Raw genomic sequence first — 20,290 nt, 5'->3', positions numbered from 1 at the left:
TGGAAAGTCAAAAGCTGGAAATTTTATATTCCAAAACCAGGCACAAGTTGGAACGTTCCACTTTTAATTAGGATGGAGAATCCCAAGTAGATTAATACAAACGGAAAGATTTTCCGACCATAGCGAGCTACAACCGGAGCTGCCAGACGATTACGAGTCATGTAGTAAGACAGAAAGCACCACAGCCCAACAGTCAAATAGCAAACACATAGAATTACCCCCAAACTAGAAAGATTGCTACTGGCAAACAACGGCACGTAGATTCCAATGTTGTTTCCTCCATTTGCAATGGTGACAGCGGAAACGCGGTAAGTTTGGCGATCGCGTATAGTTGCCCATAGTGATTGATTGCGACGCTGAGGTTCATCATCAGAGTTTAAAACTGACACAGTTTGCGATCCCTCTTCTTCTCGACTGATTAAATTACTGATACCAATCGCGATGGGAAGGAAACCTAACAATCCAATCCAGGCAGCTGGAAGGATTAAACCCCCCAAGAAACCAGGGAGACTAGCAACAACTAATGCAGTGAATCCAATAAATTCACCGAGAACAATATGCTTGGGACGAAAGTTACGATTGACTTTTCCGAAAAAGGCAGTCAAGTATAAATTGTCATCAAAGGTGGTTGCAAAAGCGGCAGAAATGCCAATAAATAAAGTACTAATTAGCCAACTCATGATCGTTACAATGATTAAATGCTGTTTTTCCTAATTTTTCTCTGCTTCTCGATGTGAGGATCGTTCAGAAGCGGTGCGATTGGCAAACTGGGTCATGTTGATACTGACAAAAACTAGCCCAATTAAACCAACCAGAAAACTTAGCCAGATGCCGTTGACAAATATAGGCAACGATTAAGCCGATGTTTGATGCTGCGATTGTCGTGGGTGTAAGAACAGCGCTCATATTGAACTACGACTTCTGGGAAATATTGGCAATCCGGCTTTAAGCCGTGTGTACTAGGTAGATGCAATTTGATTTTCCTTTGACAAAATTTGTAATGAGGAATGACGCATGTATTGATTGGCTTCGATGCATTCATAGATAGATCCAAGGCAGAATCTTCCTTTTATTCAATTTCTGACTTTTACTTTCAGTTCTTAGAAATCTATCTAATGAATCAGTCTTATCGTTATTTCTATTTCTCAAGACAGATTAATCCTACACGATGTTTTTTTCAGAATCAAGTATTAGTAAAAAAAATATTTTAATTTTTCCTGATAATAGTTGATTACCCCGAAGCACATCGGAATAGTGGCTATTAAATTTAGTCAACCTTAAATAATTATTAATATTAAAAAATGGTAACAAAACATACATAATCTCATGACATGATTTAGGAAACTTAACTCATCAAATCGCCTAATTTCAACGTTTATAAGCGATTTTAGCTAATAAGGATGACTGTAAAAAAGCAGTATAAAAGTAAATTTTTTTGCGAAACTTGCGAAAATAAAGCTCAAATGGTAAGGTGAAACATGAATTGTTAAGTAGCAAACAAGCGTTGTTTACAAAAATTCGCTTTTGATAGCCTCCATAATGTCGAGAATTATGTAGAATCAAAAGCTGTAATTTATAGAATTAGGGGCAAAGAATCATGAAAAATTTCAAATACATTTTGATGGTGGCGCTATTGCTAGTAAATCTAGTATTTGCTCCACCTTCATTAGCAGATGCGCCAAGTTTTACCAAAAATCCTGACTACATCGCACTAACTAAAGAGATTAATAAGTTGCAGACTCTTAAAGAAACACATGCGGCTGTAGAAGGTTTCACAACTGAGGAAATTGATAAGAAACTCAATGAATTAGAGTTTCAAAAATATGCCTTTGAGTCAGGCATTAACTGGGGGCAATGTCGTAACGAGACAGGAAAAACTTTAGCTGTCTACGGACCAGATCCAAATCTGGACGATGACGATGATGAATACTCCTTGGGTGCTTCACTGTATTTTTTGGCTGATGGTAAGACAACAAAAGATAAATGGGATTGCAAAGGAGTTTTTCTCCCCAGCGATATCAAAGCTGTTGCCCTCACTCCTGGTGGACAAAATCAAGACTTGAATGGTGGTGTTGTCATCAAGGTTCCCAATGGAACTAACTTAGTATTGAAGACAAATGCAGATACCGGGGCAATTGAATTCAATCAGGCTGGTATTCAAGTCCTGAAACCAGGTGAGGTAAACTGGTTTATCCCGAATGTGTCGCAAGCGATTGTAGATGCACGAGTGACCAATGCACCTACTAATAAGGGTTGAGGGGATAGTGGGCTTAGATCAGCACCTCATCCAGACTTGATATTATATGAGGGCTAAAGCCCTCACTACGAATAATTCCCAATTCTTCAAAGTGAATTGGGATTGCTATAATTGTGTTTCTTCCGGAAGTAATGAGGTTTCCTCTACTGGTTGTTCATTTACATCGCTTGCTTTAGTCAAATGCGGTTTAATAATCAGATTTACCCCAATTGCCCAGGCTAATGCAACCATCCATCCTGCAAGAATATCACTAGGAAAGTGAACGCCAAGATAAAGTCGCGTCCAGCCGATCGCAACCACGAATAAACTACCGAAAATCAAAACTAACCAACGCAAGTTGCTATTCCAAGCCAAAACTACCAAAACTGCTATCAGTGTCATACTCGTCATTGCATGACCGCTAGGAAAGGCATAACTGAGTTCATGAGCGCTTGATTCCCACAAGTCAGGACGCACTCTATGCATGAATTCCTTAGCTGTGCGGTTGATGAACGCGCTTCCCAATGCGCTCAGGAGTACATAAGCTAGCGATCGCCAACGCTTCAGCAACAATAACACCAGTGCGATCGTACTAAAAATTGGTATTGCAGTCCAAAACGACCCAAACTTAGTTAGTGACAGTGCAAAAATATCTAACTGGGGCTGTGCTGTTTTGTGAATTGCTATCAATATTGGCACATCCCACGGAAAGCCACCTTCATGTTGCCATACTTCTAACGCAAGTAACCCAAAGACTTGCAAAGGTAAATAAACCCCAATAAATAAAATTAGCAGTTCACGCCAGCGAGCAATCAACAGTTTTTTGATAAAGCTCAAAGGCGATTTTTGTTGTTGGCGATCGCCTGTGACGTTTTCTAATTTTTCCATATTAAATATGCCTTTGGACTGAGGTAAACAATTCGTAAGATGCGATCCAAGTCATCATGCAGAAAAAGTTGGATTTTTTGCATAGCATTTGATTACATTAATTTTAAAACTTTATTCTTAATTTATACATAACGTAACACTCCATTCCCAATAACTCATTAAGTATTTTTTGTAACCACCCCCAAGCGGGTATTTAGTTTCACACGATATTTCATCGATGTAATTGGGTAATCTACAACACAGTGGACTAGACGTTGGCTTATGATTATGATTAAAATACGGTAAGTCACTCGGATTTTAGTATTTTATATGTAAAATGCGAGAAAAAGAAGTCAGCAGGAAGAGTTTAGCAGGAGAAGCGTCCCATCGGCAGTTAAGACCTGCTCAAAGAAGGGAAAAGTGCGATCGCCCTGAAAAAACTCACTCCAACGGCTTTTTTGGTCAGGATCTTAAATCCTCAAAACTTTCGCTAAATAACCTTTGTGTTTCTCATCCAATTAGAAACACGAAAATTTGTGGTGTTTGCATTACCACAGTTAAAAACCCCCATTTTGGATAGGAGTATGGACTATTTATTACTACCACTGTTAAGCTTCGGCGTTGGCATCATCGTTGGTTTAACAGGAATTGGCGGAGCATCTCTCATCACCCCAATGTTGATTTTTGTATTCCAAGTTCCCCCTTCGGTGGCTGTTAGTTCTGATGTTGTTGCTGCCACACTAATGAAGATTGTTGGCAGTGTCAAGCACTATCAACAGAAAACCCTTGACATGCAAGTTGTCAAATGGCTGGCATTCGGAAGTGTCCCAGGATCGCTCTTTGGGGTGGGGATTTTGCATCTAATTAAGCGTAATGGTGGATCTAGCCTGGATTATATTCTGCTGCGCTTGCTTGGGGTGATGATTCTGTTAGTTACAGTCTTAGCACTCGTACAATTGCTACTTTTTACCTTTTTCCCCAAGTTTACGCTACCCGACCTGCCAAAGTTTGACTTAAAAACTAACTTGGGTCGTTTTCTGACGATGACAATAGGAGCAGTTTTAGGCTGTTTGGTCGGTTTAAGTAGTGTTTCTTCCGGTTCAATGTTTGCACTAGTATTGATTGGCTTTTTCCGCCTTGATGCTCGTAAATTGGTGGGTACAGACATTTCACAAGCCGCAATTTTATTATTTTTTACCTCCCTCGGACACCTCAGCTTGGGAACAGTTAATTGGAGTCTGGTAATACCGATTTGGATAGGCTCAGTTCCAGGAGTATTACTAGGTGCTAAAATCTGTCAAATCGCGCCTCAACGCCCACTGCGGTTTATCATTTACACAATATTGATGATGGTTAGTTGGAAGTTAGTTTATCAAGCGTAATGGATAGTGGTAATGGGTAATCGGTAATGGGTAATGGAAAAAACAATTCTTCTATTAGCAATCGAAAATTTGTTAGGCTTTGACCCACGGTAGTAGGTTTAATGTACCTCTTTCATACATTATAAAAAGTCCCAAGCAAATTAAGACATAGGGGACAAGAATGTTACCGTAGCGAGTTAAAATATCAGCAATCGTAGGTTGAAGGGTTAATAGGTAAGCAATAAAGCACCAAACCCCTACCATGACAAAAAATACACTCAAAATCACTCCCAGACTGGCAAAATTATGACCAGCGAATAAGGGAATATAAATACTGATATTATCACCACCATTGGCAATCGTTACTGCCGCTACTTTATATGTATTAGGATGCAAAAGACTCAATATAAAAGATATTATGGGGTTTCTGTGTGGGGACTGCTTAAAATCACTGGTTACTGTCTGAACTTCTGTTGTTTCTTCTTCCGGACTTAGCAGTTGCTTAAGACCAATTACTATTGGTAGTATTCCGAGTAATCCAATTAATTCTCGCCGCACTACCAAGCCACCGAAAAATCCTGGTAAGCTAGCGATGATGATGGCTGTAAAACCAAGGTACTGACCAAAAAAGATATGTCGGCGACGAAAGTTAGTATTTATCTGTGAAAAAAATAGCAGCAGGATTATGATGTCATCGATATTAGTAAAGAAGAAGGCGATTATTCCTTCTATGAAAGCTGTCCCTAGCTTGTTCATGTTGGATTGTCGGAAATTCTTATTTATATAGTAAATTAAACGAACCGCAAAGACGCGTTCGCAAAGCGTCTCGAAGAGAAGAACGCGAAGAAAGAGTCAGAGAAGAATGAATGAGTTAGTTGCTGCATTTGGTGCTGGGGTTACGGCGTTTACTGCTACTAATATTGATGATATTGTGATTTTGTTACTGTTTTTTTCACAGGTAAGTGCTAGTTTTCGCCGTCGTCATATTGTTGTTGGTCAGTATTTAGGTTTTACGGTGTTGGTAATTTTTAGTCTTCCCGGTTTCTTTGGGGGGTTGATTTTATCGCCACACTGGATTGGATTGCTAGGTTTGATGCCAATGGCAATCGGTATTAGTAGTTTGGTTAATTCTGAAGATGCTTCGACTCAAGAAAAGGCGGAAATAGAAGAATTTGATGATTTGAATGTTACTAGTTTTTTTGCTCCCCAAACTTATAGTGTAGCGGCTGTGACTATTGCTAATGGTAGTGACAATATTAGTGTTTATGTGCCTTTGTTTGCTAACAGCGGTTTTGTCAGCTTCTTAATAATTATTATTATATTTTTTGCGCTTTTAGCTGTTTGGTGCTATGTAGCAGATAAATTAACTCATCAGAGTACAATAGCTGAACTGATAACTCGCTATGGTAGTTATCTTGTACCTTTTGTGCTGATGGGTTTAGGTGCTTTTATTGTGTTGAAAAGTGAAGCGTTAAGTCTAACTAAATTAATTCTTAGTTGTATGTGTTTGACTGTTTTGGTGAAAAAGGACGGGGATTCTGTTGACAAGGTATAAGGAAAAAACTCAATTTTAATAAATAAATTTAGACAGAAGTTGGAACAAAGCTAGTAGTGTGTCATCGCAATTAGGCGATCGCACTATCTTTATGCTTTGCCACAAGGATTGCTGCATCTAAAGCTGCTAGAGTAGAAATTCTATAAGGGCAATCTTTCATATGTGGCTTCCTGACGACTAGCTGACACAGAGCGCGTCTTTGCTCATCGTATCAGGTATTGTTAGAATAAGATGGTAGCCCTGTGCCACCATAGAATAAAGCAATTCCGGTGTTACAGGAATAAGCTTGACGACAAGAAAGCGCTTTGCGCTTTGGATTGGGGAATCTTTTTCAACTGAACGCGCACGAGTCCGTCCGATTAACTCGCTCGTATATGAGCGCAATCCACATATGAGTATTCTTCAATCGCTAAATGTAATACATCGGATTCTGCTGTGTCCTTTGATCTCTTTCTTGACACATGTCTTGCAGTGTATAGCTGCTCAAAACTTCAACCGCAGCATTGTTAGCTTGTAGCCAAATGTCTTGCACCAGATTCTTTTCTAGAGTGGGAGGTTCTGAGCTTTCTTTCGGTTTGCGATCGCCTTCCACCAAAGTGACAATTTCTAGCAAGGTAATTTGCCAAGGTTCACGAACTAAAAGAAAGCCTCCCCTAGAACCGCGTTGACTCTTAACCACACCCGCACGTCGCAAGCTGGTAAGAATTTGCTCTAAATAGCGTTCTGGAATCGGTTGCTTGGCAACAATCTCGCTCATCGTCAGAGGAACTTTTTTATCGTGATGGCTTGCCAGTTCTAAAAGTGCTAGCAAAGCATATTCGACTTTAGAAGACAGATCCAAAAGAGCGTAATTTGGGCTATTCAAGTCTCTACTCAATATACTACGGTTTATCGATAGATTTGAGGTATATAGCGGCAATCTTAATTTTCTTCAAACTAACGGATGTGATAGCATCCCAATTATCACTGATGAAATACCTTTAATCTATCGACATACCGTAGATTATCCATCATAATTCCTGTCTTGGGAATTAATTATTTAGGTTTTTGATTTTATCTTTCTCAGCAACAAAGATCCAAACTTCCTTATGCTACTAACTGATTTGCGAACGATTTATGAGCGCGATCCAGCTGCCCGTAACTGGCTGGAAGTGTTGTTTTGCTATCCTGGACTTCAAGCTATAGTGCTTCATCGCCTCGCACATCGGCTGTATAAAATACAGATGCCCTTTATACCTCGGTTTATTTCCCATCTCAGTAGGTTTTTTACGGGAATTGAAATTCACCCAGGAGCAACGATTGGCAAGGGTGTTTTTATTGACCACGGTATGGGAGTAGTCATTGGCGAAACAGCCATCATCGGCGATAATGCCCTAATTTATCAAGGTGCGACCCTTGGCGGTACCGGGAAACAAAGCGGCAAGCGCCATCCAACTTTGGGTAATAATGTGGTTGTCGGCGCAGGGGCAAAGGTATTAGGCAACATTCAAATCGGCGATAATGTCCGCATCGGCGCCGGTTCGGTGGTACTGCGAGATGTGCCCAGCAACACAACTGTAGTCGGAATTCCCGGACGTGTAACTCGTCAAGACAACACAAGTGTTAATGCTTTGGCTCATGATAAAGTCCGGGATGTGGAAGCCGAGGTCATACGCGCTTTATTTGAAAGAGTCAAGACTCTAGAGAAACAAGTTGTCCAGATGGAAACTGAGTTACATATGTCCGTCATCCAAGATAACGGACAAACCGATAACAGTAAGTGCAATACAGATTCGGTAATTGAAGATTTTCTCGATGGTGCGGGAATTTAGCAAGAATGGGCAATGGGGAGTGGGGAATGGGGAATGGGTAATGGGGAATGGGCATTGCCTCGTTCCCAGGCTTCGTCTGGGAATGTGATACGGGAGGCTCTGCCTAGAGTCAAGGAGTGGAGGCAGAGCCTCCTGAAGAGCATTACAAGTCAGAGCCTTGTAACGAGAGCTACTCCGCTCCTCCCCACTCCCACTCCCTACTCCCCACTCCCCACTCCCCACTCCCTACTCCCCACTCCCCACTCCCTACTCCCCACTCCCTACTCCTAACTCTTTCTAAGCATAAGCCGGAAAAACTCTTGCTTGCTTGGGTTTAACGTAGACTCGCTGGTTTTCTTTGAGTGGAAGTTGATTGAATTGCTCTCGGCTGAGGTGAGCATTTATCCTTTCCCCAGACTCTAGAATTAACTCGATGCGAATTTCCCAACCTAGGTGAATGATGTTGTCAACTTTGGCTGGTGTTGCATCTTCGACTCTCTGGGGTTGAATGAGAATGTCATGAGGACGTAAGAATACGCGATCGCTCGCTGTCACAGAATAATTGCCTGTTTGAATACCAGCGTTACCGGGTAAGATATTCACTGGACCAATAAAGCTCATCACAAATGGTGTTGCTGGGTGGTCGTAAATCTCTGCCGGTGTACCAACTTGCTCGACTCGACCTTTATTCATGACGACAATTTCATCAGCAACTTCCATTGCTTCTTCTTGGTCGTGGGTGACAAAGACTGTCGTTACATGCACATCTTCATGCAGACGTCGCAACCACATTCTTAAATCTTTGCGTACTTTCGCATCTAAAGCACCAAAGGGTTCATCTAACAGCAGAATTTGCGGTTGAACTGCTAAAGCACGCGCTAAAGCTACTCTTTGCCGTTGTCCCCCAGATAGTTGTGAGGGATAGCGATCGCCTAATCCACTCAACTGCACTAAATCTAAAAGTTCCCCTACTCGCACCTTTATCCTGTTTTTCGGAGCTTTGCGGAGTTCTAGGGCAAAAGCGATGTTCTGCCGCACTGTCAGATGCTTAAATAAGGCATAATGCTGAAATACAAAGCCAATATTACGCTCTTGCACCCGCTTGTGAGTGGCATTTTCACCAACTATCCATATTTCACCGGAACTAGGCGTCTCTAATCCAGCAATCATCCGCATTAATGTTGATTTTCCTGAACCAGACGGACCCAAAAGCGCAACCAGAGAGCCAGTTTTAAACTCCAAACTCACAGAATCCACAGCATGGAAAGAACCATAGTGTTTGGAAACATTCTCAACCGCTATCCCCATAGTAAATCCTTCCAGAAACTGATATATTTTTCATACTACGGTTAATGTATCGGATAATAGGATTATTTGCAATAATGTCTTTATACTCGGCTCCTGCAAATTCTTTAAGTAAGAATACTGTTCAATCTTTTTCCCGTCGCTCTTTGTTGCCACAACAAACTCATGGTCTGTGGAAAATTGAAACAGGGGTTGTACGAACATTTACTTATCTCGAAGACGGTACAAGCGTCACTCTGGGAGTGTGGGGATCGGGAGATATTGTTGGCAAAGCTTTGTCAAAAGTCGAACCGTATCAGATGGAGTGTCTCACGAAAGTGCAAGCGACAATCTTTGATTTGCAAGGATGGGATCAAATTGCAGACGTATTGCTAGCACACATCCAACAAGCTGAAGAATTGATGATTGTTCGTGGCTATAAAACAGTTGATATCATGCTTGTCAAGCTGTTGACATGGTTATCTAAAAGGTTTGGTCGTGAAGTTGAACAAGGACGTTTGATAGATATGCGTCTTACTCATGAAGACATTGCGGAACTATTGGGTTCAACTCGCGTGACAATTACTCGTATTTTGAGGCAATTAGAACAGGAAGGCTTTATTCACCGTCTGAGTCTGCATCGAATTGTGCTGCGAGAAGAAGAAATTTGGCACTATGAGATTTGAGGTTACAGGGCAGGCTTATACGCGCTCCCGTTACGGATCTTCACTTTATACCGAGGGGGAATCAGAATTTTGGCAGGTGCTTGATACTTTTATCGGGGTACAGCCGGGATACGTGCATTCAGGGGTTGGGATGAACCCGGACAAAAACGGACAACCTTATACAAAATCCTCAGTACGGGCACAGCAATGCTGTGCCCCTACAAACGATGAACGGGCGAGCTTTCTTGATGCGGTTATTGACGAGATTCAAGGGCAATCAAACAGATCAACCGCAACAAGAAAGCCTTCGCTCCGCGTCTCCCTTTGGGAGAAGGTTGTCCGTTTTTGTCGTTTTAAAAATGAAGCGGACACGTTGTTAAGTTATGTAAAGCAACCACAACACTTATCACAATTACTGTACAGTGACTTTTTATTTGTCGCTGTACAATTACGCTTATCAGTGGGGTAAGAAAATGACATACTATGACTTTATAGCTCAGGAGTATAAAAAATCCAAACAGTTGCCGTTTCGCTTACATATTGAGGCATATACATACTTTCATCTGCTCGGTAATCTGGTCGGAAAATCAATTCTCGACCTGGCTTGTGGAGAAGGATTTTACACCAGACAATTCAAACTTCAAGGTGCAGCACGGGTTATAGGGGTCGAAATCTCTGAAAAAATGATTGAACTGGCAAGACTGGAAGAAACCAGACAACCCCAAGACATTGAATATATCCCCGGTGATGTACTTGAACTTGGTAAAATCGGCAGTTTTGATCTGGTGGTGGCTTCCTATCTACTTAATTACGCCTCTTCGAGAGAACAACTACTTAAAATGTGTCAGAACATATTTGCCAATCTTAAACTGGGCGGTCGTTTCGTCACCATGAATAATAATGACTCCCAATCCCCTATCTCCTATCTGACTACTGAAAAGTATGGATTTATCAAAAGCATAGATTCACCATTAGTGGAAGGCACACCTATAAAATACACATTCACAAGCTCTGATAGTGACCATAAATTTAGCTTCGATAACTATTACCTCAGCAGAGCTACTTATGAATGGGCATTCCAAAGTTTAGGTTTCAAAGAGGTTCGCTGGCACAAACCAATAGTCTCTCCTCAAGGAGTGGAAGAATTTGGTCAAGAGTTTTGGCAAGATTTCCTTGACTGTGTGCCTATCGTTGGTATTGAGTGTCTTAAATAGGTAAATGGGTGCTTTCCTATCAAGACTTTTGCGATCGCACTCAAGCAATCCAGGAAACAATACTTTCAAAAACATGAGTTCTTTGGTATGTATTATTGCACAGTGACTTTTTATTCGTCGCTGTGGCAAATTAACTATCAATTTTTATCCAGTGTAACCATCTAACCGTAGATTTAAAAAATTGTCAGTATAAATATTAACAATTCTGTCTTTTGGCAGATGTACAGCACTTTTGTTGCCGTGGCAATGGGGTATTTTAGTCAGGTAATATAGCAGGTTGATCGCGTCTACGCTATATATATAATGTGCTATTTTTTGGAATGATATATTTTTAGCAAAAAAAACATCAAATCAAGTAAATGTATAAAACTTATGTAAAGCGAATAAATAAATTTGAGAAAAGTGTAAAATTTAAAAAATAAGCATTTAAATCGCGCATCGTAGACACCTTTAAATGATGGGTGCTTTTTTTATGGACAAGGAAATAAAGACAAGCATTTGATGAAATACGCTAACGTTTTACAATACAGTGAAGAAGATTGCGGTGCTGCTTGTCTAGCTTCTATTGCCAAACATTACGGACGTACTTTTACCCTAAATCATATCCGCGAAGCCGTAGGCACTGGACAATTAGGCACAACTATGTTAGGGCTGAAACGGGGAGCAGAAACACTTGGGTTTAATGCTCGTGCTGTGAAAACTTCGCCACAATTATTAAATAGGATTAATGAAGCACCCCTACCAGCAATTATTCACTGGAAAGGGAATCATTGGGTTATTTTATATGGCAAGAAAGGCAAAAAATGTGTAGTCGCTGATCCAGCGATAGGTGTTCGTTATCTTTCATCTGAAGAGGTAGCAGAAGGTTGGACAGATTGGTTGATGTTATTACTGGAACCCGATCCGGTAAAGTTTTTTGCCAACGAGAATGATGAAATTGGTGGGTTTTGGCGTTTCTTTAAGCGCGTTTGGATTTATCGCGGTATTCTAGCGCAAGCTTTACCCATCAACTTTATTTTGGGATTGCTATCTTTAGCTTCCCCTTTTTTGCTGCAAATCCTCACAGATGATGTGCTGGTTCGAGGTGATACAAAGTTACTTACTACAGTAGCAATTTCTGTAGTAGTGATGAATTTTATTTCTCGCAGTCTTTCATTTGTGCAGTCTAACTTAATCGCTCACTTTGCCCAACGTCTGCAATTAGGATTAGTTCTGGAATTTGCACGGCAAATTCTGCGATTACCTCTTTCTTACTACGAAGCGCGTCGCAGCGGTGAAATTGTTAGCCGTCTGCGAGATATTAACCAAATTAATCAATTAGTCGCTCAAGTTGTAGTTAGTTTGCCCAGCCAATTTTTTATTGCGCTGGTTTCTTTTGGTTTCATGGTTTTCTATAGCTGGAAACTAACATTAGTGGCTGTATTCATTGCTATAGTCATGAGTTTATCTACAATAGTCTTCCAGCCAACTTTGCAACAAAAAACTCGCGAACTTTTAGTTCAAGAAGCTGAAACCCAAGGTGTTTTAGTAGAAACTTTTAAAGGCGCACTTACCCTCAAAACTACCACATCGGGACTACAATTTTGGGATGAATTCCAAGTTCGATTTGGTCGTCTTGCTAATGTTACATACCGCACAATTCAGATTGGAATTATTAATAATACATTTTCTGGCTTGATTTCTGGTATTGGTAGCGTTATTTTGCTTTGGTTCGGCGGCAATTTGGTAATTAACCCGGCAGAAAATTTGAGTATAGGGCAGCTATTTGCCTTTAACTCAATGAATGGCAATTTTGTCGCCTTAATTAGTACTTTAATCAGTTTTGTCGATGAATTTACTCGTGCAAAAACAGCTACCCAACGCTTAACAGAAGTTATAGATGCAACCCCAGAAAATGAAAACGATGGGAAAAAGCCTTTTGCAAATATTCCTGGAGATGCTGACATTATTTGTACAAAGGTTAACTTTCACTATGCTGGGAGGTTGGATTTAATAGAGGACTTTTCTTTAACTATTCCCGGTGGTAAAATTGTTGCCATCATCGGTAAATCTGGTTGTGGTAAAAGCACTTTAGCTAAACTAATTGCTGGGTTATATCCGGTGCAATCTGGGAATATTCGGATGGGACTTTATAACCAACAAGACCTTTCTCTTGAATGTCTCAGGCAGCAGGTGGTTCTTGTTCCCCAAGAGCCTCACTTTTGGAGTCGTTCTATTGTGGAGAACTTTCGCTTAGGAGCACCATTTGTAACGTTTGAGCAGATTGTCAGAGCTTGTAAAGTTGCTGAGGCTGATGAATTTATCAGTAAATTGCCTGAGAAATATCAAACTATTTTAGGAGAATTTGGTGCAAATCTTTCTGGTGGGCAACGTCAAAGATTGGCAATAGCAAGAGCGATTGTTACAGATCCACCAATTCTTATTTTAGATGAATCGACTGGTGGATTAGATCCAGTAAGTGAAGCGCAAGTTTTAGATAAGTTGTTTGAGCATCGTCGCGGTGAAACCACTATTTTGATTACTCACCGTCCTAAAGTAGTTAATCGGGCTGATTGGATTGTATTATTAGACCAAGGAAAGTTGAAAATTCAAGGAACTCTTTCAGAGTTACTCTCTCAACCAGGAGATCATATAAGCTTTTTAATTCCTTAATTATTTGTTATTTATTAAAATTGACAATGTTTCACACCGATGAGAAAAAATTACTTCCCGGAATTGATGGTCAGGAGTTTCTGCCTCCTATTAGTCGTTGGACATCATTAACCGGCATATTTATGGTTGGGACTGTTTGTAGCGCGATCGCTCTTTCTTCTTGGGTGAAATACAACGTCATAGTCAAAGCTGCTGGTACTGTGCGTCCTACAGGAGATGTCCGGGTAGTGCAAGCGGATATGGAAGGAACTGTTAAAAATATCTTTGTTAAAGAAAATCAGAATGTCAAAAAAGGTGATGCGATCGCTATCTTGGATGACGAGCAACTACGCATCAAAAAAAGCCAACTGCAAGGCAATATCCAACAAGGTATATTGCAACAAATTCAAATTAATGCCCAAATCAAAACTTTAGATACTCAGATTAAGGCTGAATCTACAGTGATAGAGCGCTCAGTTTCTGCTGCTACAGCGGATTTGGAACGCAACCAACGCGAATATCAAGAGCGAATAAGTACAACTAATAACGAATTGCTAGCAGCTCAAGCAGATTTACAAAAAGCTAATTTAGATATGCAGAAAGCCAAAGCAGATTTAGAATTTGCGGCTGTTGATCGCGATCGCTACCAGCAGCTTTCGCAACTTGGGGCAATTGGTAAGCGTGAATTTGAGCAAAAAAAACTAATTGTTGTCCAGACAAAATCAATACTCGAAGCTCAAAAAAAATCTATTGAAATCGCTAAAGCGAAAGTTGCATCAGCCAAAGTCGCTCTTAATCCTAGTAAAGCAACGGTAGCGATCGCTTTGAATAAAATTGCTCAAGAAAAAGCCAAAGGTGAATCAACTATCGCTACTTTGAATAAAGAAAAACAAGCTTTAATTCAGCGGCAAGCCGAAATGCAAAACCAAATAAATCAATCTAACAAAGAACTGCAACAACTTAAAAGTTTATTCAAAAATAGCACGATTCGGGCAACTAGTGACGGTATCATCTTCAAACTAAATTTACGCAACTCCGGTCAAGTGGTAGCAAAGAGCGATTCTATTGCCGAAATTGTTCCTGATAATGCTCCTCTATTAATTAAAGCAGCTATACCTACTACTGAAATTAAAAAGGTCGCAATTGGTCAAAAAGTGCAATTGCGAGTTGATGCTTGCCCTTATCCTGATTACGGTACTCTTAAAGGTGTTGTCAACGCTATTTCTCCAGATGCAATCGCACCTCAAACCAACAATACAGGTGCAGCAACACCTACTGCCGCTAGCTATTTTGAAGTGACAATTAAACCTGAAAGCCGTTCATTTGGAAATAGCTCAAGTCAGTGTCTAATCCAAGCAGGAATGGATGCCAAAGCTGACATTATTTCCAAAGAAGAAACCGCACTGCAATTTATCCTCAGAAAAACACGGTTAACTACAGATTTGTGAGCAGTTATCTACTCAAATCAAGACAAAAAAATTACCTAAATCAGCAATACCAACCATCTCCATCAGCATTAGGCTTGCCTTTAATTGTCAAATTTAGAGATTCTAAATAAGTCAGACCACTGCTAATCTGTGATGGGGTTCCTTGAAGTTCTAGGTCAAAACATCCATGTCTATCTGTATTTTCTCCCAGCATTGCTTTAGTAATATTCACAACTAAACCATGAGCAGAAATTAACCGCGAAATCACAGGTTCTTGCTGATAGCATTGGGGAATATGCAAGCGCAAACGAACTTTAGTAAGATTATTTTTTTGCAAAACTGGGGAAATCAAAGATGGTCTGGTTAAAAGTGAAACTTTATGTTTATTAAATTTATTCATTTTCAATTAATTGCTATCAGGAATTGAAACTAACCAAAGCGGTAACTTTAATTTTTCTAAGTAACTCAGACTAGCGCGAAGTTGTTGCGGTCTACCCCACAAATCTAAGTCAAACCAACCATCATCTTGCATGTCGGGATTTAGCATAGCACTGGTGATGTTGACTGTGAGCATATAATGAGAAACCAATTCGGAAATTATCGGTTTATGGTAATAGTTTTTCAAGATGCACAGTTGCAAACGCACTCGATTTGTCTGAGCGATCGCATTATATGTTGGTTCTTGTTTCAACAAAGTTGATGCAGATTCTCTGTTAGTTAAATTGCTTCCTTTGTTAGGGAAAGGCTGAGTGTTTTGTGATTGAATGTGATTGGCGATCGCTAATTGCAGCAAATCCACACCCAATCCTTGTAAATAAGATAGGCTATTTGCCAATTCTGGGGGATTTCCCGAAAGTTCTAGGTCAAACCACCCATCATCGTTACTGTCTGATGTCAGCGATGCTGCGGTAATATTGACGGTTAAATTATAGCGAGATACAAGCCGGGAAATTATCGGTTGTCTATTATACCGCTGGGGTATGCGAATCCGGCTGTGGACTGGAGCAGGTTTTTCAAAGTTGCACAAAAGACATTGCACTCCTTCACGATGATGAATTGCTTTTCTCGGTGATTGTAATCTACGGTAAGTTTATCTATTTACAGTACTTACTACTGATGTAAAGGAATGTAGCACAAGAGCGACTAAAAAACAATGCCCCAATAGTGCTGAATATACGGTTAATAAAGAATTATATTTTTGTTCAGAACCCCGACTTCTTAAAGAAATCGGGGTTCTTGCTGTTCACGCTTTGATTTAGGAGTGCTATATAGTAAATGAAGGATAATTAAGTTTGTATCCTTACCAAATACCTGTTTCGCTGTTGTTATCCCAAATTTGCAAACCCAAATCATGGAGATAGCTTAAAGCCCGGTCAATTTGTCCGATTGTCCCTTGTAAATCTAGGTCAAACCAACCATCACCAACAGCATTGGCGCCGAGAACAGCAGCAGTGATATTTACAGTCAAACCGTAATCAGACACCAAGCGAGAAATCACAGGTTGAGAGTGATAGTCTTTAGGAATTCTTAAGCGAATCCGTTTATGGGTGAGCGCAATGTTATTAGCCATAATGGATAGTGGATAGTGGATAGTGGTTGGTGGATAGTGGATAGTGGTTGGTGGAAGCGTTGATATTGGTTGGTGGTTAGTAATTGGTGGATAGTGGTTGGTAGTTGGTGGTTAGTCGATAAGAGTACTTTTTAACAACGCTCCAACCAACAACAAACAACTATCAACTATCAACTAACAACTATCCACTATCAACTATCAACTATCAACTAACCACTATCAACGCTCCAACCAACATCCTATTCAACATCTTTAATGCGGGTTTTCCGTTCGAGAATCTCCTTCAACACCAAGGTGACAACTGCTAGCAACGCTAACAATACAGCAGCAGAGTAGGCAGCTTCGGTTTCATACTGCTTGTAAGCGTCTTCGACAAATAAAGGTAAACTTTGAGTTTTATCGGCGATGTTTCCCGAAACTACGGAGACTGCTCCGAATTCACCCATTGCTCTAGCATTTGTCAAAATTACGCCGTAAAGTAAGCCCCAGCGGATACTAGGTAAAGTGACCCGCCAAAATATCTGCCAATCCTCTGCACCCAAGGTTCTGGCTGCTTCTTCTTGGTCTTTGCCGAATTCTTCTAAAACCGGAATTACTTCACGAGCGACAAAGGGCATGGTAACAAATGCTGTAGCCAAAATCATCCCAGGAAAAGCAAAGATAACCCTGATACCATGCTCCTGGAGCCAGCCGCCAAACCATCCATTTCGCCCGTAGAGCAGTACAATCATCAAACCCGCGACAACGGGTGAGATAGAAAAAGGCAGGTCAATAATGCTGAGAATGAAAGCGCGACCGGGGAATTTGTGACGGGTGATCGCCCAAGCTGCACATAAACCAAATACTGTATTTAAAGGTACAGTAATTACAGCCAGAATCAGCGTTAGCCAAGCTGCATGGAGAAAGGCAGGACGGGTTAAGTTCGAGAGAAATGGACCAAACCCTTTTTTGAAAGCTTGGAAAAAGACGTTGGCAGCAGGGATGTAGAGAACTAAAGCTAAATAGGCGATCGCTATCCCAATCAAAATAACTGGAACCCAATCCCTTGATTTAACAGGTCTTTGCGGCTTTGGATCTGTGGCACCTGAATGAATCCGAGGTGGAAAAGAGGCTTTATTTTGTGTCATATCTTCTTGCCCAAGCTTGTAAAAGATTAATTCCGATTAACAACACCAAGGAAATCAGCAGTAACACAGTACCAATTACAGTTGCCCCAGAATAGTCATACTGCTCTAATCGCTGGAAAATCAGTACAGGTGCAATCAAATCTTTAAACGGAGTATTGGAAGCGATAATCACCGTCGAACCATATTCCCCAACTGCACGGGAGAAACCCAAGGCAATACCAGTCAAAATGGTCGGAAATAAAGGCGGAAAAATCACTTTCCAGAAAGTCTGCCATTGACTTGCACCTAAACTCCAGGCAGCTTCTTCAATTTCGCGTTCCATTTCCTGAAGTACAGGTTGCACTGTCCGCACGACAAAGGGCAGTGAAATATACGTCATCGCCACCGCTACCCCCAAACGAGTGAAAGATACTTTGATACCTAAGGGTGCTAGTAAGGAACCAACCCAGCCATTATCGCTGTAAACTGTTGCCAGAGTTAACCCCGCAACCGCTGACGGCAGCGCAAAAGGTAAATCTACTGAGGCTTCAATAATCCGTTTCAAAGGAAATTTATACCGAACCAAAACCCAAGCAATCAGAGTACCAAAGACCCCATTAAACAGAGATGCAATTACTGACGTGGTAAAAGTGACATCATAAGTTGCCAGTGCGATCGGACTAGTCGCGATTTGCCAAAACTTAGCCGGGGGTTCCGTACCCGCTTTCAGGAACATCGCAGTTATCGGGACGAACAACATCACAGTGAGGTATCCCACAGTAATTCGCCATGTCCAAGGAATTCTAGACAAATTACTTAAGAATTTTTTCCACACCGGAGGTTCTGGGGGAATGATTTGCCGAGGAGAAGAACGAGGTGAGGAGACTGCCATTTTGATGAGAGGGGGGAGTGGGGGAGTGGGGGACAAGGGGGAGTGGGGGACAAGGGGGACAAGGGGCACAAGGGGGACAAGGGGGACAAGGGGGACAAGGGGGACAAGGGGGAGAAATATTTCTTATTTCTTACCCTTTCCCCTTTCCCCTTTCCCCTTTCCCCCTCTGAAAAATAACTATTTCTTTTGAGCTTGAATTTTGTCAAAAAGACCGCCATCTGCGAAGAATTTGTTCTGCACTGTATCCCATCCACCGTAGTCACCAACTGTACCGAGGGTTTTGACTTTGGGATATTTGCCGGCAAGTTCTTTAGTTGCAGGTGCTGTCTCGTCTACTGGACGGAATCCCAATTTGGCGAATTCTTGCTGTGCTTCGGGGCTATAAAGGTATTTGACGAAACCTTCTGCTACTTCTCTTGTGCCGTGCTTATCTACGTTTTTGTCTACGACTGCGATCGGGTTGTCGATGGATATGTTGACATCAGGGACGATATAGTTTACTTTTTCGCCCTTTTGTTGTGCCAAGATAATTTCGTTTTCGTAGTTAATTAAGGCATCTCCTTGACCCTGCTTGAAGAAGGCATCGCTAGCTTCACGGGCATCTTTGGTCAAAAGAGGCACATTTGTATAAACTTTGGTGACAAAATCAGTGGCTTTCGCTTCGTCTCCACCAGTTTTAACTACTGAATTCCATAGTGCTAAGAAATTCCAACGCGCAATACCCGATGTTTTCGGATCGGCGGTAATTAGCTTGACACCATTTTTATCCAAATCTGCCCAGGTTTTGATGCCTTTCGGGTTGCCTTCTCTGGTGACTAAGGCGGCAACTGATTTTGAGACAATGCCATTATTGGGGGCTTCTTTTTCCCATCCTGGTTGAATCAATCCAGCTTTCTCAATTTTTTGGGTGTCTAATGCTAGTGCTAAGTGGACGACATCCGCTTCTAAACCGTCGATGACTGCGCGAGTTTGCGAACCAGATCCGCCGTAGCTTTGTTTGAAGCTAACGTTTTGGTTATGATCTTTTTTCCACTGTTCGACAAATTTAGGAATAATTGCTTCGTGAACGGCTTTGGTGACTGCAAAGGAAACGAGGGTTAATTCAACGTCTTTGTTGTTGGCTGCTACAGTACTAGCACCAGAATTTCCCGCATTGCTAGCATTATCGGCATTTCCACCAGAACAGGAGGCGATCGCTACACTCAATATCGCTCCCACCAAAAACATCGATACAAAGCCTTTGAAGGAACGCAACTTGAGTCTGCGGCTCAAATGCTCAATAGTCAGTCCCGATTGCTTAACTCGGCGTTGCCATAAACTCATTTCTTATACTCCTATCAATCTACTCTTTATCAATCTAGATACCGTGCAATAGATATTACAGCGGTGAAGCTAAAAATGCAAGAGAATAACTCCACATCGTTGATAGATAATATGTAGATTTGAGAATATAAAAAATTTGGGCATTGGGCATTGGGCAATGGGCATCGGGCAATGGGAATTAAAAAAACGGCTGTACGTAATGCGCGAACGATGCGAGGATTCTTTCTATGCCCCATGCCCTATGCCCCATGCCCTATGCCCCATGCCCTATGCCCCTGCAACAACCCACGACAAATTAGGACACATTGTTTTAAAGATCCGCAACACCCAACCAATTACTCGGATGTTCGCGCTTCGCGTCTCCCCGAA

At 41.2% G+C, this 20,290-nt stretch carries 23 protein-coding genes and 1 pseudogene; 12 read left to right on the top strand and 12 right to left on the bottom strand.

Going from position 1 to position 20,290, the window contains the following annotated elements:
• Window positions 1-23: 23 nt before the first annotated feature.
• Both PI95_RS25090 and PI95_RS25085 read right to left on the bottom strand, forming a co-directional pair.
• On the bottom strand, window positions 24-680 hold the full coding sequence (locus PI95_RS25090) for a cadmium resistance transporter (protein WP_039747545.1): 657 nt from the start codon (window positions 678-680) through the stop codon (window positions 24-26).
• 64 nt (window positions 681-744) lie between these two features.
• Window positions 745-906 carry a hypothetical protein gene (locus PI95_RS25085; RefSeq protein ID WP_201280594.1) on the bottom strand — a complete coding sequence of 54 codons (162 nt, stop codon included), beginning with the start codon at window positions 904-906 and terminating at the stop codon, window positions 745-747.
• A 691-nt stretch (window positions 907-1,597) separates the two neighbouring features.
• Between PI95_RS25085 and PI95_RS25080 the strand changes: the two genes are divergently transcribed.
• Window positions 1,598-2,257 (top strand): hypothetical protein, encoded by a 660-nt coding sequence (locus tag PI95_RS25080; RefSeq protein ID WP_039747546.1) that lies wholly within the window; start codon window positions 1,598-1,600, stop codon window positions 2,255-2,257.
• Between the two features lie 105 nt (window positions 2,258-2,362).
• Here the strand turns inward: PI95_RS25080 and PI95_RS25075 are convergent, their stop codons facing one another.
• A complete protein-coding gene (locus tag PI95_RS25075; protein ID WP_039747547.1) occupies window positions 2,363-3,124 on the bottom strand; it encodes a phosphatase PAP2 family protein in 762 nt (253 codons plus the stop codon).
• A 563-nt stretch (window positions 3,125-3,687) separates the two neighbouring features.
• On the opposite strand from PI95_RS25075, the gene PI95_RS25070 reads away from it, so the two are divergent.
• Window positions 3,688-4,485 (top strand): sulfite exporter TauE/SafE family protein, encoded by a 798-nt coding sequence (locus PI95_RS25070; protein WP_039747638.1) that lies wholly within the window; start codon window positions 3,688-3,690, stop codon window positions 4,483-4,485.
• Between the two features lie 72 nt (window positions 4,486-4,557).
• On the opposite strand, the gene PI95_RS25065 is transcribed toward PI95_RS25070, so the two are convergent.
• Window positions 4,558-5,220: a cadmium resistance transporter gene (locus PI95_RS25065; RefSeq protein ID WP_039747548.1), complete on the bottom strand. Its 663-nt coding sequence runs from the start codon at window positions 5,218-5,220 to the stop codon at window positions 4,558-4,560.
• A gap of 106 nt (window positions 5,221-5,326) precedes the next feature.
• Here PI95_RS25065 and PI95_RS25060 point away from each other — a divergent pair, with 106 nt between their 5' ends.
• Window positions 5,327-6,019 (top strand): cadmium resistance transporter, encoded by a 693-nt coding sequence (locus PI95_RS25060; protein ID WP_039747550.1) that lies wholly within the window; start codon window positions 5,327-5,329, stop codon window positions 6,017-6,019.
• Between the two features lie 409 nt (window positions 6,020-6,428).
• Here PI95_RS25060 and PI95_RS25055 read toward each other — a convergent pair whose 3' ends face one another.
• Window positions 6,429-6,911 carry an Rrf2 family transcriptional regulator gene (locus PI95_RS25055; RefSeq protein ID WP_039747639.1) on the bottom strand — a complete coding sequence of 161 codons (483 nt, stop codon included), beginning with the start codon at window positions 6,909-6,911 and terminating at the stop codon, window positions 6,429-6,431.
• Between the two features lie 196 nt (window positions 6,912-7,107).
• On the opposite strand from PI95_RS25055, the gene cysE reads away from it, so the two are divergent.
• Entirely contained in the window at window positions 7,108-7,830 is a 723-nt protein-coding gene (cysE, locus tag PI95_RS25050) for a serine O-acetyltransferase (RefSeq protein ID WP_039747551.1), read from the top strand.
• Window positions 7,831-7,842: 12 nt separating this feature from the next.
• Complete coding sequence (locus PI95_RS25045; protein WP_163519177.1) at window positions 7,843-8,100, top strand: hypothetical protein; 258 nt, start codon at window positions 7,843-7,845, stop codon at window positions 8,098-8,100.
• 6 nt (window positions 8,101-8,106) lie between these two features.
• Here the strand turns inward: PI95_RS25045 and PI95_RS25040 are convergent, their stop codons facing one another.
• Window positions 8,107-9,117: a sulfate/molybdate ABC transporter ATP-binding protein gene (locus PI95_RS25040; RefSeq protein WP_039747552.1), complete on the bottom strand. Its 1,011-nt coding sequence runs from the start codon at window positions 9,115-9,117 to the stop codon at window positions 8,107-8,109.
• Window positions 9,118-9,191: 74 nt separating this feature from the next.
• Between PI95_RS25040 and PI95_RS25035 the strand changes: the two genes are divergently transcribed.
• The 5 genes from PI95_RS25035 to PI95_RS25015 all read left to right on the top strand — a co-directional run bounded on the left by PI95_RS25035 (window position 9,192) and on the right by PI95_RS25015 (window position 15,051).
• Window positions 9,192-9,779: a Crp/Fnr family transcriptional regulator gene (locus PI95_RS25035; protein WP_039747553.1), complete on the top strand. Its 588-nt coding sequence runs from the start codon at window positions 9,192-9,194 to the stop codon at window positions 9,777-9,779.
• Window positions 9,769-10,227 carry a hypothetical protein gene (locus PI95_RS25030; RefSeq protein ID WP_039747554.1) on the top strand — a complete coding sequence of 153 codons (459 nt, stop codon included), beginning with the start codon at window positions 9,769-9,771 and terminating at the stop codon, window positions 10,225-10,227. Before PI95_RS25035 ends, PI95_RS25030 begins: the two co-directional genes overlap by 11 nt.
• A 4-nt stretch (window positions 10,228-10,231) precedes the next feature.
• A complete protein-coding gene (locus PI95_RS25025) occupies window positions 10,232-10,972 on the top strand; it encodes a class I SAM-dependent methyltransferase (RefSeq protein ID WP_039747556.1) in 741 nt (246 codons plus the stop codon).
• Between the two features lie 501 nt (window positions 10,973-11,473).
• Window positions 11,474-13,624 carry a peptidase domain-containing ABC transporter gene (locus PI95_RS25020; RefSeq protein ID WP_039747557.1) on the top strand — a complete coding sequence of 717 codons (2,151 nt, stop codon included), beginning with the start codon at window positions 11,474-11,476 and terminating at the stop codon, window positions 13,622-13,624.
• Between the two features lie 26 nt (window positions 13,625-13,650).
• Window positions 13,651-15,051: a beta-barrel domain-containing protein gene (locus PI95_RS25015; RefSeq protein WP_039747558.1), complete on the top strand. Its 1,401-nt coding sequence runs from the start codon at window positions 13,651-13,653 to the stop codon at window positions 15,049-15,051.
• A 40-nt stretch (window positions 15,052-15,091) separates the two neighbouring features.
• Here the strand turns inward: PI95_RS25015 and PI95_RS25010 are convergent, their stop codons facing one another.
• The 5 genes from PI95_RS25010 to cysT form a co-directional block, all read right to left on the bottom strand.
• Window positions 15,092-15,430 (bottom strand): NIL domain-containing protein, encoded by a 339-nt coding sequence (locus PI95_RS25010; RefSeq protein ID WP_052325214.1) that lies wholly within the window; start codon window positions 15,428-15,430, stop codon window positions 15,092-15,094.
• Between the two features lie 6 nt (window positions 15,431-15,436).
• Window positions 15,437-16,057 (bottom strand): NIL domain-containing protein, encoded by a 621-nt coding sequence (locus PI95_RS25005; RefSeq protein WP_039747559.1) that lies wholly within the window; start codon window positions 16,055-16,057, stop codon window positions 15,437-15,439.
• A 273-nt stretch (window positions 16,058-16,330) separates the two neighbouring features.
• The gene (locus tag PI95_RS25000) at window positions 16,331-16,600 is read right to left on the bottom strand and encodes an NIL domain-containing protein (protein ID WP_039747560.1); all 270 of its coding nucleotides are present in this window, start codon (window positions 16,598-16,600) and stop codon (window positions 16,331-16,333) included.
• 239 nt (window positions 16,601-16,839) lie between these two features.
• Window positions 16,840-17,727 (bottom strand): sulfate ABC transporter permease subunit CysW, encoded by an 888-nt coding sequence (cysW, locus tag PI95_RS24995; RefSeq protein ID WP_039747561.1) that lies wholly within the window; start codon window positions 17,725-17,727, stop codon window positions 16,840-16,842.
• Window positions 17,714-18,598, bottom strand: coding sequence for a sulfate ABC transporter permease subunit CysT (gene cysT / locus PI95_RS24990; RefSeq protein WP_052325215.1), 885 nt, complete (start codon window positions 18,596-18,598; stop codon window positions 17,714-17,716). Before cysT ends, cysW begins: the two co-directional genes overlap by 14 nt.
• Before the next feature lie 17 nt (window positions 18,599-18,615).
• On the opposite strand from cysT, the gene PI95_RS24985 reads away from it, so the two are divergent.
• Window positions 18,616-18,768 (top strand): hypothetical protein, encoded by a 153-nt coding sequence (locus PI95_RS24985; protein WP_163519179.1) that lies wholly within the window; start codon window positions 18,616-18,618, stop codon window positions 18,766-18,768.
• Window positions 18,769-18,775: 7 nt separating this feature from the next.
• Here PI95_RS24985 and PI95_RS24980 read toward each other — a convergent pair whose 3' ends face one another.
• A complete protein-coding gene (locus tag PI95_RS24980) occupies window positions 18,776-19,921 on the bottom strand; it encodes a sulfate ABC transporter substrate-binding protein (protein WP_039747562.1) in 1,146 nt (381 codons plus the stop codon).
• 136 nt (window positions 19,922-20,057) lie between these two features.
• Here PI95_RS24980 and PI95_RS36200 point away from each other — a divergent pair.
• Window positions 20,058-20,290 (top strand): annotated as a pseudogene (locus PI95_RS36200) (hypothetical protein); the annotation flags it as partial.

The sequence above is a fragment of the Hassallia byssoidea VB512170 genome (assembly GCF_000817785.2).
Taxonomy (GTDB): Bacteria; Cyanobacteriota; Cyanobacteriia; order Cyanobacteriales; family Nostocaceae; genus Hassallia; species Hassallia carrinoi.
Note: the sequence above shows the minus strand (reverse complement) of the source record. Positions and strands in the feature narration are given on the sequence as shown.